The 12,897-nt window shown below is 41.8% G+C and carries 15 protein-coding genes; 5 read left to right on the top strand and 10 right to left on the bottom strand.

Features of this window, described 5'->3' with window-relative positions; translation table 11 throughout:
* Positions 1–383 precede the first annotated feature (383 nt).
* From BUB56_RS15835 to BUB56_RS15815, 5 genes are all read right to left on the bottom strand, one after another.
* Positions 384–1,226 carry a carbon-nitrogen hydrolase family protein gene (locus BUB56_RS15835; RefSeq protein WP_110942254.1) on the bottom strand — a complete coding sequence of 281 codons (843 nt, stop codon included), beginning with the start codon at positions 1,224–1,226 and terminating at the stop codon, positions 384–386.
* Between the two features lie 94 nt (positions 1,227–1,320).
* Positions 1,321–1,974 (bottom strand): SafA/ExsA family spore coat assembly protein, encoded by a 654-nt coding sequence (gene safA, locus BUB56_RS15830; protein ID WP_110942253.1) that lies wholly within the window; start codon positions 1,972–1,974, stop codon positions 1,321–1,323.
* A 238-nt stretch (positions 1,975–2,212) separates the two neighbouring features.
* Positions 2,213–2,413, bottom strand: coding sequence for a cold-shock protein CspD (gene cspD, locus BUB56_RS15825; protein WP_069975639.1), 201 nt, complete (start codon positions 2,411–2,413; stop codon positions 2,213–2,215).
* Positions 2,414–2,521: 108 nt separating this feature from the next.
* Entirely contained in the window at positions 2,522–3,391 is an 870-nt protein-coding gene (locus BUB56_RS15820) for a DegV family protein (protein WP_242946403.1), read from the bottom strand.
* A 79-nt stretch (positions 3,392–3,470) separates the two neighbouring features.
* Positions 3,471–4,088: a DNA-3-methyladenine glycosylase gene (locus BUB56_RS15815; protein ID WP_110942255.1), complete on the bottom strand. Its 618-nt coding sequence runs from the start codon at positions 4,086–4,088 to the stop codon at positions 3,471–3,473.
* A 176-nt stretch (positions 4,089–4,264) separates the two neighbouring features.
* On the opposite strand from BUB56_RS15815, the gene BUB56_RS20160 reads away from it, so the two are divergent.
* From BUB56_RS20160 to BUB56_RS20155, 3 genes are read left to right on the top strand one after another with little or no spacing between them, the layout of a single operon-like run.
* Positions 4,265–4,387 carry a hypothetical protein gene (locus tag BUB56_RS20160; RefSeq protein WP_278319508.1) on the top strand — a complete coding sequence of 41 codons (123 nt, stop codon included), beginning with the start codon at positions 4,265–4,267 and terminating at the stop codon, positions 4,385–4,387.
* Between the two features lie 13 nt (positions 4,388–4,400).
* Positions 4,401–4,604, top strand: coding sequence for a ZIP family metal transporter (locus BUB56_RS19980; RefSeq protein ID WP_242946402.1), 204 nt, complete (start codon positions 4,401–4,403; stop codon positions 4,602–4,604).
* Positions 4,585–4,710, top strand: a complete 126-nt coding sequence (locus BUB56_RS20155; protein ID WP_278319507.1) for a hypothetical protein — start codon at positions 4,585–4,587, stop codon at positions 4,708–4,710. The genes BUB56_RS19980 and BUB56_RS20155 overlap by 20 nt, the downstream gene beginning before the upstream one ends.
* Positions 4,711–4,745: 35 nt before the next feature.
* On the opposite strand, the gene BUB56_RS15805 is transcribed toward BUB56_RS20155, so the two are convergent.
* The 4 genes from BUB56_RS15805 to BUB56_RS15790 all read right to left on the bottom strand — a co-directional run bounded on the left by BUB56_RS15805 (position 4,746) and on the right by BUB56_RS15790 (position 8,327).
* Positions 4,746–6,233 (bottom strand): M1 family metallopeptidase, encoded by a 1,488-nt coding sequence (locus tag BUB56_RS15805; RefSeq protein ID WP_110942252.1) that lies wholly within the window; start codon positions 6,231–6,233, stop codon positions 4,746–4,748.
* Between the two features lie 95 nt (positions 6,234–6,328).
* Positions 6,329–6,589 carry a YkuS family protein gene (locus BUB56_RS15800; RefSeq protein WP_190014615.1) on the bottom strand — a complete coding sequence of 87 codons (261 nt, stop codon included), beginning with the start codon at positions 6,587–6,589 and terminating at the stop codon, positions 6,329–6,331.
* Positions 6,590–6,793: 204 nt separating this feature from the next.
* Positions 6,794–7,696 carry an ATP-binding domain-containing protein gene (locus BUB56_RS15795; RefSeq protein WP_110942250.1) on the bottom strand — a complete coding sequence of 301 codons (903 nt, stop codon included), beginning with the start codon at positions 7,694–7,696 and terminating at the stop codon, positions 6,794–6,796.
* A 388-nt stretch (positions 7,697–8,084) separates the two neighbouring features.
* The gene (locus BUB56_RS15790) at positions 8,085–8,327 is read right to left on the bottom strand and encodes a hypothetical protein (protein ID WP_110942249.1); all 243 of its coding nucleotides are present in this window, start codon (positions 8,325–8,327) and stop codon (positions 8,085–8,087) included.
* A gap of 435 nt (positions 8,328–8,762) precedes the next feature.
* On the opposite strand from BUB56_RS15790, the gene BUB56_RS15785 reads away from it, so the two are divergent.
* A complete protein-coding gene (locus tag BUB56_RS15785; RefSeq protein WP_110942248.1) occupies positions 8,763–9,386 on the top strand; it encodes an NUDIX hydrolase in 624 nt (207 codons plus the stop codon).
* A 69-nt stretch (positions 9,387–9,455) separates the two neighbouring features.
* Positions 9,456–10,406, top strand: coding sequence for an aldo/keto reductase (locus tag BUB56_RS15780; RefSeq protein ID WP_110942247.1), 951 nt, complete (start codon positions 9,456–9,458; stop codon positions 10,404–10,406).
* A 60-nt stretch (positions 10,407–10,466) separates the two neighbouring features.
* Here BUB56_RS15780 and BUB56_RS15775 read toward each other — a convergent pair whose 3' ends face one another.
* Positions 10,467–12,878, bottom strand: a complete 2,412-nt coding sequence (locus BUB56_RS15775) for a homocysteine S-methyltransferase family protein (RefSeq protein WP_110942246.1) — start codon at positions 12,876–12,878, stop codon at positions 10,467–10,469.
* Positions 12,879–12,897 lie beyond the last annotated feature (19 nt).

Below are 12,897 nucleotides of genomic sequence, written 5' to 3'. Positions count from 1 at the left end.
TTCCATGCCCGCCATTGGGTTTTGAACCTGATTGGGCCTGAGACCCAACCCTACTTTATCATCCTCATAAAGCTGTCACCCTGAGCGGAGCGAACGGGTCTAGAATTTTAAAGGTCAGATCCTTCACTCCGTTCAGGATGACAAATCATAAAGCGGGTTGCAGGAATCTTGCTGCCCGGGTGGACAGGGTCCTCCACCCCTACAACCTAATTCCAATACATATTTGGACGGGTGCACACTGTTCGCCCCTACATCCGTCACTATCATAGAGATGTCATCCTGAACGCAGTGAAGGATCTTTGGTTTCTGTTTTAAAGATCCTTCGTTTCACTCAGGATGACAACCATATAGAACCGTACTATGACGCATTTATCTACAATTCTTCATATGCTATATTCCCAGCCCTTCTTCCTAACCTCATAAATGTCTTCTCTGCGGTGCATCAGCAAGGGCAGTTCTCTACGTACCTTCTCAACCAATCCCAGATCAACCTCTGCATAAACAATCCCTTCTTTTTCATCAGCCTGTGCCACCACTGTTCCCCATGGATTCACGATCATGGAATGACCATAAGCATGATAAGAGGCTTCGAGATTCCTAGCCGGAGAGGCTGTTACAAAATACACCTGATTGTCCAGTGCTCTTGTCCTGGCCAGTAGCTCCCAGTGTCCAGGACCCGTAGTCATATTAAAGGCTGCAGGTATTACAATAACCTTGGCTCCCTCTAAAGCCATCAAACGCATTAGCTCTGGAAAGCGCATATCATAACAGATGGCAACGCCTACAGGGCATTGAGGTGTCTTTACTACTGTCACCGATTTACCAGGACTCAATATCTCAGATTCCTGGAAGCGTATTCCTCCTGCTACATCGATGTCAAAGAGATGCACTTTTCGATGCTTGCCTGTCAACCTCCCCTGGGAATCAAAAATAAAGCTGGTATTATAAATTTTATCCTCACAGTGCTCAGGAATAGATCCCCCAATAATAAACAGCTCCAGTTCCTTGGCTAAGTCAGACAGCAGCGTAGTGGTTGCACCAGGAAAGGCTTCAGCAAATTCAGGAAAATACTTGTTATCATAGGGACAGTTAAACATTTCGGGAAGTACCACCCACTGGCTTCCAGCAGCTGCAGCCTCACGTATAAAGGCTTCAGCCTTCTTTAGATTATCCCTCTTATGATTTGTGATGAGCATTTGACAAACAGCAATTTTAAAATTACTCACAGTTCCCACCTCTTGGCTTTTCTTATATTATACAGAAAACTAAACAAAAAAACATACCTAACCCGTTAAGGTTAGGTATGCTTCTTCATCTATTTTATGGTTTTATGAACATTTGTGTCCAATAAGTTGTTCCTTTTCCACTGACTGTATAACCTACACCAATTTGCGTAAAGTTTGGACTTAGAATGTTCTGGCGGTGTCCTGGTGAGTTCATCCAGCCTCTCATTACTTCTTCCGGTGTTTTTTGGCCCATGGCAATATTTTCTCCCGCATAAGAATACTTAATTCCGAATTTTTTCATCATGTCAAAAGGTGACCCATAAGTGGGTGAAGTGTGGGAAAAATAGCCTTTGTCTCTCATATCTACTGATTTTGCTCTCGCTACATTGGAAAGAGCTGTATTTTCTGCTAAGGGCTTTAGCCCAGCTTTGCTTCTTTCCACGTTTACCAATCTCACAACCTCCTGCTCAAACCTTCTTGCAGTGTCTGTTGTAGGAGTTGTGGTTACAGGTTGAGTCGCAGCGGTGCTCGGTATATTTAACCGCATACCTGACCATATCATATTCGGATTTGAGATTTGCGTATTACTGTTCAACAAGGTTCTTAGATCTACACCGTATCGCGTTGCAATTTTGTACATCGTGTCACCGGATTGTACGGTGTAGACTGTGCCTGCTGCACGTACTTGTGTCAGCGGTATTGTCAGCAGTGGAAAGGCTAACAGTGATGCGATGATAAGCTTCTTCATGTTATCAATCCCCCTTACACACAAGTATACAGTAATACAGCGTAAAGGTAACCCCTCAAATATTGTTATCCATTCTAGGTTTATCCAGCTTACAATAGAAAGTCTATTTTCTCTTGATATCCTTGTCCTTAAAGGAGTTTCAGCTATGGCTATCATTTATTTCCGCAAAAAAAACTCTCCAGATGGAGAGTCTTTCTTTATAATCTTTATTTAATATATGGATATATTTAAATACTGACTATAACTTAACTACATTCGCAGCTTGCGGTCCACGGTTGCCTTCAGTAATTTCGAATTCAACTTTTTGACCTTCTTCTAATGACTTGTATCCGTCACCAGTGATTGCTGAGAAATGTACGAATACATCTGGCTCACCAGCTACTTCGATGAATCCAAATCCTTTTTCATTGTTAAACCATTTTACTGTTCCTTGTTTCATTTACCTAATTCCTCCTAAATTTAAACAAAATATCGTTTCGTCTTATTATAGCATTAATCAATAATGATAACAAGTCTTTAAATATTTTTTCATTACTGTCTACTGCCGCTAGAAGCAGACGTACACTGCTCCTGCACCTGCATAGGTTCCGATGACAGGTCCCATGGAATGGAGCAGGATTTCCTTTGGATTGATTTCCTCTTTCAACATACTAATAAACTCGTTGGCTCGCTCTAAGCAATCAGCGTGGGTCACACCGATCACACGGTCAGAATAGTCAATATTTTTCTCTTTAATTGAATTGATTAGGTAACGAAGCGCCTTCTTTTCTCCCCTAATCTTCTCCTTTACCTTTACAAATCCGTCTTCCTTATCGATAAATACCACAGGCTTTACATTGAGCATACTGGCAGCAAAATATTGAACTTTGCTGACCCGTCCACCCTTGACAGCGTTTTCCAGTGTCTCGAGATATACCAAGACATCTAAGCTTTCCCGATAAGCTGTTAATTCCTGAATGATTTCCGGAATAGCCAGACCCTTTCTCACCAGTTCACAGGCCCTCATAACCACCATCCCCACGCCGATAGAACCATTTAGGGTATCAAAGGTAGTCACGGCTTCACCAATGCTGTTTTTCACCATATTTACAGTTTGATAGGTGCCGCTCAATACGGAGGATAGATTTACAGAAAGCACATGCTTGTATTCTTTAAGGCTTTCTTGAATCAGATTGAGTATATCTCCAGGAGAAGGCTGTGAGGTTTTTGGCAGGCCATTGGCAACAGCACACTTACGATAATACTCTTCGTGGCTGATTTCGATGCCGTCAACATACTCTTCGTGGCTGATTTCGATGCCGTCAACATAATTGTGCTCGTCGATTAATATATGTAAGGGTGCCATTCCGATATCATACTCCTCCAGTATCCGTTGGGGCAGATCACAGGAACTGTCGGTAATTACTCTTATGCTCATAACAAGCCTCCTTGTTTTTAATTTTACTTTATATGATAGATGCCAATATGGCAATCATTATTTTTCATATTTCAACAAATTATGATCTTTTTGAAACATATCTATTATTTTTGATAAAAAAGCGCCAGGGGAAGTCCCTTGCTTCTTCTGCATAGTCGATATTGATTCTTTTTGAAGTTTCGATCTCAAAGTATTCCGCCGGAGTTTCCCGGCATATGAAAAGCCGTTCTCCCAGTAAATCCTCTCCGTAGCAGTTCTTATCTATCCCTAGGGCTGCGCAGAGTTTTCCCGGTCCATTGGTCAACTGGATTCTCTGGGTTTTTGTTAAGGCTTCCAATGGTTTGTCAAACCTTCTGTAGGCCATTTGTTCTATTCCAATAACGGGCTCTACTGCGCGAATCAGCACGGCTGAAGCCTCTCCATCTTCACCAGTCACTACATTCATGCAGTGATACATTCCATAAATCAAATATATGTATGCATATCCAGCAGGGCCGAACATGATCTCTGTTCTCCCAGTGCGTCGGTTATTGTAGGAATGGGCAGCTTTATCTATAGCACCGATATAAGCCTCTGCTTCCACAATGCGTCCCGCAAGTTCCAGCCCGCCTATGCGGTGAACCAATATTTTTCCTAATAGTTCTTTCGCCACATCTAGCGTATTTCCTTCATAAAAATCACGTTTTAATTTTTCCACCAATACTTTTCCTCTCTATTAAGACTTTATATTATTGTTTTTTCATTTAAAAATTCTATACCTTTTGCCGCTGCCCTCTTTTCTATGCATAATAGCATTTAAGCAAGCTTTGTGATTCGGCAATTTAAAATAGGGTATCTTAAGTGAGATTAGATTTTTTGAAGGGAGTTGTTTACTTGGTAGCCTATTTAGAGCAATATAACATTATTCTGGTTGGGTTTATTGCAAGCCTTGTTGCAGGTAGTGCCACTGGTTTAGGGGCATTGCCCATCTTTTTGACCAAAAATGTAAAGCCATAATTTCTTGGATACCATGCCGGGTTTTGCAGCAGGGGTCATGCTTGCGGCTACCTCTTTTAACTTGATTATCCCCGCCATTGAATACGGCGGCGGTGGTGTGAGAGGAGCGCTCATAGTCATGGCCGGAATCCTGTTAGTCGGAATTGTCGGTATTGGATTGGTGCATATTGCAATGCCTATTCTTCGCCGCAGGGGCTATGTTATTCGTCATCAGTGACGAAATCATCCCTGAAACCCATAAGCATGGTTTTGAACGGATGGCCACCTACGGGTTGTCAATTGGATTCGTGATTATGATGTATCTGGATATTACCCTTGGATAAAGCATTAGAAAAAACCTTGGTTTCTGCCAAGGTTTTTATTGCTTCTTAAAATAACTGTCAAAGATGAGGACAGTTTTTTTTCCCCCGTACTGATAACAGAGTTCTCTAAAGGCTTCCCTGGCTACAATTTTATTCTGATACTGTCTATACAGTTCTTTTAAAAAATCCTCATATTTCTCCTCACCCATAGCTTGATAAATCTCATAATGCATCAGAGCTGCCCTTCGGTAGTTTACACGGTAATAATGGCTCCAGGAGTCATAGACTTTTAAATTCTCTCCCAATGCAATATTCTCCCAGGCCTCCAAGGCCTTTTTCATCTGAAGCTTTTCCTTTTTATAAAAAGCATCCAGTTCATCAGCCTGCAATTCATATCCCTTTTGCAAAAAAGTAGTTAATCCTTCATCAAACCATGGATCCTGAAGCTGATTATTTCCCAGGATACCGTAGAACCACTGATGTCCTGTCTCATGGAGAATCGTTGCACTCCCCTTTGCAAAATCCTGAAGGTTTTGACTGCTGATCATAATCATACAGGGATATTCCATTCCACCAGTCATAAACTCTGTTTCCACTACATCGAAATCTTCATAAGGATATGGGCCAATTCTGCGTCCATAATAATCTATATTCTTTTCCAGCTCTTTCAGATAGGCGTCAGCAGTCTTTTGATCCAGACTATAGCTATAGAGCTTGAGGGCAATACCATCCTTCGTCCTGTGAATGAATTCTTTGTAGTTCCTGCTGACCGCTAAAGCCACATCCCTTATGTCATTCCCTTCAATAGTCGTTATTTTGCGGTCATCCAAAATTTCCACTTTTTCAGTACCCGAACCCACAACGGTATAAGCAAGAGGAGTGGCAATCATAAGGCGATAATCAGCAGCTTGCGTAAAAAAAGGATCTCCTGCCGGCAGGTAGCTTGATACAATCCATTGGTTATCCTGATAAATTCCAAGAGTCGGAATCCAGTTCCCAAGCCATAGGGCTTTATCATTTGATCCGGTTCTATGGGAAATCTTTGGAACCTGAATCTCCAGATCCAGAGATATATGCAGTGCTTCCTTGGAGTACTCTATTTGTGGAAGGTCTATCCACAGAAGCTGGTCTTCGATCTCATAATCTATCGCCTTTCCCTCTAAATACACAGCCTTGATATCTATATAGCCTCTACTGTCTCCCTTGGAGAAAATCCTATCTCTCATTTCCGGGAAATAGAAAGCCCCCTTTTTCCCATATCTATAGGCATTCATCCAAAGCTGCAGGGGAATGGGTCCTTTTATATCCATATTTTCTAATAGAATCTCTTGTTTTCCTGTTAACCGCTGGGTTTCTTCATGAAAATCCAGCATCAGCCGATAGGTCATGCCCGCTTCCTTGCCTTCAGTCTGAATTTGTTCCACAACGGTATACTGCTCTGCCTTCTGTGGCTCTGTAGGATGGGGATCAGCTGCACGACAACCGGAAAGCAAATAAATCAATAAGCCAAATACACCTATGACCTTAAAAATATACTGCTTCATTGATTATCCCACCTGTATGACAATATAAATATAAAGGAGCCGAAGGCCATACCTTCAACTCCTTTTATCATAGCATATTTGCAGTTTTGAATAAACTAACGGTTTTGTCCTGCGGTCATTCTCTGATATACTTCTCCAGGTGTCAGTCCCGCAGCTTCGATTACCGGAACCTTTACTTTTAATTTTCTGTCTACATTCCCGCTATGCAGATCTGTTACTACGATGGCATCATACTCATCGGCTACAATATCCTCTACCGTATCGTCCTGATACATGGTTCTCACATCATATCCATGATTGGCCAAATAATTTCTCACGTCTTTAAGCGTATTTTCAACAACTACTTTTCTTTTCACAGACATCCCTCCAATTATTTTTTCTTGTTTATTATCTGTAGCTTTTCCGTTTTTATAACCGAAAGGAAATGATAGGTCTTTTTATGGCAAAATTTTATGGCTATATAGGTCTTATTGTGTCAAGAAAGTAGGGTTGTCCCAGCGTAGCGAGGATTTAGAAGGAATTTATCAATATTTGTGCCCCCAATAGATTGTCTTGATTTTTTAGAAACTCAATTTTGGCTTTACTGCTTCTAATATGGGGGCTGCTTTGGCCTGACTAAATAGATACAGACGGTGCAGGGCTCTCGTAATGCCGATATAGAGCAGCTTAATGTCCATAGGATTCATCTCATAGGCTTCCTTACTGACATTCCAAAGAATCACACCATCAAATTCCAAGCCTTTTGATAGGTAGGAGGGGATAACTGCAGTACCACCCTGAAAATCTGTTTTCTGATCTGTTATCAAATGTAAATTTTCAACCTTACCCTCTAATATTTTATGTACGGACAGGGCTTCGTCTAAATCCTTGCAAATGACCGCCATGGAACCCATGGCCTCTTGATGAAGCACGTCAATCCTTCGGATTACTTTATCTGCCATTTCCTCAATACTGCTGTATGGAATCCATTTCGGTTTTTCCTCATGTCTAAGTATCGGTTCTGCCAATACAGCTTCTAAGTCGCTGCATAGCTTAATCACCTCATTGGCCAATTCTATTATTTCAATAGTGGAACGATATCTGGTAGTCAATAGATGGTAGTTATAGTCTTTATCGGGAAAAACTCTCTCCATACTTCTCTTCCAATCCCTTATGCCTCTGTAGGAATAGATTCCCTGGGCTAAATCCCCCACAAAAGTAAAAGAATCGTTCATGGACAGTTCCCGCAGAATACTCATCTTAAACTCATCAAAATCCTGGGCTTCATCTACTACAATGGGCATATCACGATCCTTATCCATTAGTCCAAATTTACCGATATAAATTTCTTCAACCTCATTCCGGCTCCGTTCCTGAAAATCTATTCTGCCAAAATAGGGACTCCCCTCCGCTTTTTTCAGATTCTCCATATTCTTAGCTGCGATACGGTAAAGCTGCTGTTTGGCAATGAGTCTTTCATCCATCAGCGTCGTTACTGTTTTTCGGATTTCCGCAATCTCACCTTTTAAAATATCCTCATAATCCTGAAGGAAAGTTTCTTCCTCTTCAATCCACCGAATGGTTTTTTAAGGTGATCCTCTTCCTCTGCAAATTGAGGATGGGCTTTTGCTTCCATAATAACCTACCTCCCTACCGGTAAAATGTAAGCCTATTGTATCTAAAGATGATCGATTATGCAAAGGTCCGCTGCAAGGCTCCAATACCTGCCTATGAGCTCCATTCTAACCTTCTGGATTTTTCTTTTGTTTTTAAGTTTTTTTGTCAAATTTTCATTTTTTGATATACTATTGATGTTAAGTTTAAGTTTTTGTAGCATTTTTAAGGACAGTTCGCTGAACTGTCCTTTTTGTATTATACCTGCATATGATTTACTTTAATCCCTTCTAAAGATTCGAGGCTGTCGGCCATTCTCTGAATTCTTTGCATATCTCCCCGGAGATTCAGGGTTATCAATCCATGATCTATCTCCCCAGGATCGTGGATTCCAAATCTCCCGATAATAATATCTCCATTTTTTGTAAGGATTTCCTGCATCTTCGGTGCAGAATCTGTTCTGTGATCTACCCGTATACTCATCACACTTAAATTATCCATCCTAGCTCCTCCTTTTGGGTTTTCTTTTGCTATTTTGGTCAAAAGAAAGGAAAACTATGCATACAGTATTAGAAAGAATCTTGAGGATAGATCTGTACTTTCATCTGTTCAAAAAGTATACTATACTAATGTTATAGTAAGCTTATATTCAAGTCATAGGCGTCAACTTAACCCATAATTTGTCATCCTGAGCGGAGTAAAACGGAGTCGAAGGATCTTTAAGCTAGATGATATATTCTGATAATCAAAAGTAATTTTGCTTATGTTTTATAAGATTCTTCACTAACGCTCAGAATGACATGCTTCTAAGGTTTATTTGGAAATATTTAGATTAAGTTGACGCCTATGATATTCAAGTTAAAGTTCATATTGCGGTACAACATGAACTTATGGATTTGTATTTAAATCATTCCATAGATCAAATGAGGTGATTTCATGAAGATATCCAGTTTAAAAGAAATAACCCAAAATCGCCAGGCAAAGCCGGAAGGGGATTATAAAGGCTTTTCTATTTTGGTACCCCTTCTTCAAGTTCAGGATGAACTTCATCTCTTATTTGAAATACGTTCTGAAAATCTCAAGACCCAGCCTGGTGAGGTATGTTTCCCCGGCGGCAGAATAGAAAAGGATGAATCCCCAGAGCAGTGTGCCTTACGGGAAACTGCGGAGGAATTAGGACTTGATGAAGAGAGGATTGAGTTATTCGGTCCCTTAGATTATATTGTTACTCCCTATAACTTAATTCTTTATCCCTTTTTAGGTGCCTTGCCGAAAATCCCATTAAAAGACTTTTCCTTTAATCCTGATGAGGTTTCATCTTTATTTACGGTTCCTTTAAGCTTCTTTATAGAAAATCCGCCTTTAGATCACCCCATTCATATAAAAACCGAGGTGGATGATGATTTCCCCTTTGATAAAATTCAAAATGGCCGGAATTATAACTGGAAGATCGGCAGCTACCCTGTGCTCTTTTATGAATATGGCCCGTACATCATTTGGGGAATGACCGCCCGTATTGTAAAAAATCTTGTAGAAATTCTAACAGGCAAAAAATCATAAAGCAGCAGGATTATTTTAATTTATTTCGAATATCTAAATAGAATGAATGCTCATCGGGAGGGTAATCAAATGAAAAAAAACATTTTAGGAAAAACCAATATTGAAGTAACTGAACTTTGTTTTGGCGTTCTTCCCATAGGTCCCCTGCAGAAAAACGTTCCAGTAGAGGAAGCCTCCGAGATTTTAGCCGATGCTTTAAAAAAGGGCATTAACTTTTTCGATACCGCACAGATGTATAAAACCTATCCCCATATTCGTCTGGCTATAGAAAAAACAGGGATTCGCCCGGTTATTGCCTCCAAGTCCACCGCCACCACCTATGAAGACATGGAAACAGCCATCCATGAGGCCCTGAGGGAATTAGATGTGCCTTATATTGATATTTTTCATCTCCATGCAGCCCGTGCCAATACCGATGTCTTTGAGGTCCGCAAAGGCGCTTTCCAGTGTCTGCTGGATTATAAAAAGAAAGGCCTTATCAAGGCTGTAGGAATCGCAACTCACAATGCAAAGGTTGCAAAGCTCGTTGCTGAAAATAATGACATAGATATTTTATTTCCCCTCATTAATAAGGATGCCAGAGGTATTTTGGAGGGGACTGTGCAGGACATGCTTCAGGCCATAGCACTGAATGCTGAAAAAGGCAAAGGGATTTACCTGATGAAAGTACTGGGGGGCGGCACCTTGATCAATGATTTCCATGAGTCTATGACATTTGCCAGAGAAGTGCAGGGCTCCGCAGCCATTGCTTTAGGTATGGTAAGCCATGAAGAAGTAGAATATAACACCCGTTATTTTAACAATGAGAAAGATTTAGACGGCATCCTTACGATACGCAATATCAAAAACCCTCAGGTAATGCAGTTTATGTGTATTTCCTGCGGCCGCTGCAAGGATGTCTGTCATAACGATGCCATTGATTTTGATGAGGCTGGAAAAGCATTCATTGTACTAGACAAATGCATGCAATGCGGTTACTGTATGTCCGCCTGTCCACAGTTTTGCATCCGAATGGTATAAAAAAGGCACAATGTATGGGCCAGACGAATGATAAAGCCATATATACGAAAAGCACTGGATTTATTCCAGTGCTTTTTTCTTTTCGATGATTCTCTTGGCTGCCTTCACCGCTTCTACCGCATCGGCAGCATATTCCGCTCCTATAGATGCTGCAAAGACTTCTGTCACCACGGCCCCCCCTACCATCACCGGTATATTGAGGTCTTTATTTTTTAACCCTTCTACAACCTCCTGCATCTCCTGCATAGTAGTTGTCATCAGTGCGCTTAAGCCTATGATATCCGGCTTTTCTTCTATGGCTTTTTGAATAATGGTTTCCGTTGGCACATCTTTGCCCAAATCTACTACCTTAAAACCGTGATTCTGAAGCATGATCGATACGATATTTTTTCCGATATCATGAATATCTCCTTTTACAGTAGCGATTAGATAGGTGCCGATCTTCTCATAGCTCTCCTGCTCAAGATCCTCCTTCAGACAGACAAATGCACTCTGAGCTGCCTCTGCAGCCATCAGCAGCTGCGGTAGAAAATAGGTTTGTTTTTCATAGCCCTCTCCTACCGCTTCCAGTGCCTTTACTACCTGCTCTTGAATGATCTCCATAGCAGAAAATCCCTGCTGCTGCAAACCTTTAATCAGGTTTGGCACTCTTTCCCGCTCTCCCTCTATGACTGCTTCGAATAGACTTTCTTTTTTTACCTTTTGCTCCTTCGATCTTTCTGCTTCTACTTTTTCGCTAGCCCAGCGGATATATTCCTGTGCCTTTTCATCCCTTCCTGTCAACACATTGGCACTGCGGAGAACAGCCCAGATTTTTTCCTCGTAGGGATTAATGATGGGTACATCCAGGCCTGCTTCTAGGGCCATGGCCAAATAAGCAGCTGTTAAATCCCTGCGATTGGGCAGACCATGGGAAATGTTGCTGACGCCTAATATGGTTCTTACCCCTAGTTCTTCCTTTACCCTACGGAGTGTTTTTAGCGTATCGGGAACCCATTTCTGCTGAGCTCCGGCGGTAAGGGTCAAGGTGTCAATGAAGATATCTTCCTTGGGAATACCCGCTTTCACAGCCCTGTTTACGATCTTTTTCGCCAGATGAAATCTTTTCTCTACGGTCTCAGGAATGCCCTGCTGGTCTAAGGTTAGCCCCAGAATCGCAGCCCCATATCGTTTTGCTAAATGAATAACACGATCAAGAGAAGCATCTTCTCCATTGGTGGAATTTAATAAGGGCTTTCCTCTGTAAACTTTTAAAGCAGCTTCCATCACCTCAACATTCACTGTATCAATGGATAATGGTGCATCCACAGCCCGTTGTACTGCCATAATCCCATTGACCATCGCAGTTTCCTCGCGAACCATACCATCTCGGATTCCCATGTTTACATCAATGATTTGTGCTCCGGCAGTTACTTGGCTCTGGGCTTCCTTAGCAATGACATGAAAATTATTTTCTCTAACGGACTCCATCAAATGCTTTCTCCCTGTAAGGTTGATGCATTCGCCTATGATGTTATAGGGTAGTGCTTCATCTATGAATACAGTTTTTGAGCCGCTGGATAATTTTGAGCAGGTTATGGTCTGCCTCTGTATAGGTTTTTCTCCTGAAAGGGTTTTTGCCATGGCTTCCATATGCCCGGGCGTGGTTCCGCAGCATCCCCCGATAATGTTGGCCCCCGCAGCTACCAGTGTTTTAGCATAGCCAGCCATCTCTTCAGGCGATAAGTCAAAGCAGGTTTCTCCATTCACCAATTTGGGCAGTCCCGCATTGGGTTGGACGATCAAAGGCTTTTTTGTTATTTTATACATTCTTTCTAGGACATTGATCATCATATCCGGTCCAAAGCTGCAGTTTGCTCCCAGTACAGCCACATCCAAGGCTTCTAAGATAGCAGCCGCTGTTTCCGGATCTGTTCCCGTTAAGGTTCGAAGATCTTTTTGAAAGGTCATGGTACAGATTACCGGCACATCTCCTGCATCTTTCGCAGCAATGACTGCAATCTTGGCTTCCTGTATATCTGACATGGTCTCAATATTGATGAGGTCTACACCGCCCTCAATGAGCGCCTTGGCTTGCTCATAAAAAGTATGATAAGCCTCCTCGTAGGATAAGGGTCCTAAGGGCGAAAGCAGCTTTCCGATAGGTCCCATATCTCCTGCCACCAAACAGCCCTCACCCGCTGCTTTTCTGGCAATCGCGGCCCCCTTTGCATTAATGGCCTCCACCTGGTCTGCCAGACCATATAGGTCCAGCTTGATTCGATTGGCACCAAAGGTATTGGTTTGAATAATACGGCAGCCTGCCTCCACATACTTCCTGTGAATCTGAAAAATGCTTTCTTCATGATGAAGATTCATTGCTTCGGGACATTCTCCCGCCTTTAAACCACTTTGCTGCAGCATGGTTCCCATGGCACCGTCAAAAATCAGTATTTCCTTTTCCAATCTTCTATAGAGCTCTTCTTTTTTCATTTTTTCACCGGCTTTCCAA

Source organism: Geosporobacter subterraneus DSM 17957, from assembly GCF_900142145.1.
Classification (GTDB): Bacteria; Bacillota; Clostridia; order Peptostreptococcales; family Thermotaleaceae; genus Geosporobacter; species Geosporobacter subterraneus.
This window is presented reverse-complemented; position numbering and strand designations above follow the sequence as displayed.

Coding starts and splice junctions, on each gene's coding strand:
- safA (WP_110942253.1), bottom strand. CDS start 1,974: ATGAAGAAGCTTATCATCGCATCACTGTTAGCCTTTCCACTGCTGACA.
- cspD (WP_069975639.1), bottom strand. CDS start 2,413: ATGAAACAAGGAACAGTAAAATGGTTTAACAATGAAAAAGGATTTGGA.
- BUB56_RS15820 (WP_242946403.1), bottom strand. CDS start 3,391: ATGAGCATAAGAGTAATTACCGACAGTTCCTGTGATCTGCCCCAACGG.
- BUB56_RS19980 (WP_242946402.1), top strand. CDS start 4,401: ATGCCGGGTTTTGCAGCAGGGGTCATGCTTGCGGCTACCTCTTTTAAC.
- BUB56_RS20155 (WP_278319507.1), top strand. CDS start 4,585: ATGTTATTCGTCATCAGTGACGAAATCATCCCTGAAACCCATAAGCAT.
- BUB56_RS15805 (WP_110942252.1), bottom strand. CDS start 6,233: ATGAAGCAGTATATTTTTAAGGTCATAGGTGTATTTGGCTTATTGATT.
- BUB56_RS15795 (WP_110942250.1), bottom strand. CDS start 7,696: ATGGATGAAAGACTCATTGCCAAACAGCAGCTTTACCGTATCGCAGCT.
- BUB56_RS15790 (WP_110942249.1), bottom strand. CDS start 8,327: ATGGATAATTTAAGTGTGATGAGTATACGGGTAGATCACAGAACAGAT.
- BUB56_RS15785 (WP_110942248.1), top strand. CDS start 8,763: ATGAAGATATCCAGTTTAAAAGAAATAACCCAAAATCGCCAGGCAAAG.
- BUB56_RS15780 (WP_110942247.1), top strand. CDS start 9,456: ATGAAAAAAAACATTTTAGGAAAAACCAATATTGAAGTAACTGAACTT.
- BUB56_RS15775 (WP_110942246.1), bottom strand. CDS start 12,878: ATGAAAAAAGAAGAGCTCTATAGAAGATTGGAAAAGGAAATACTGATT.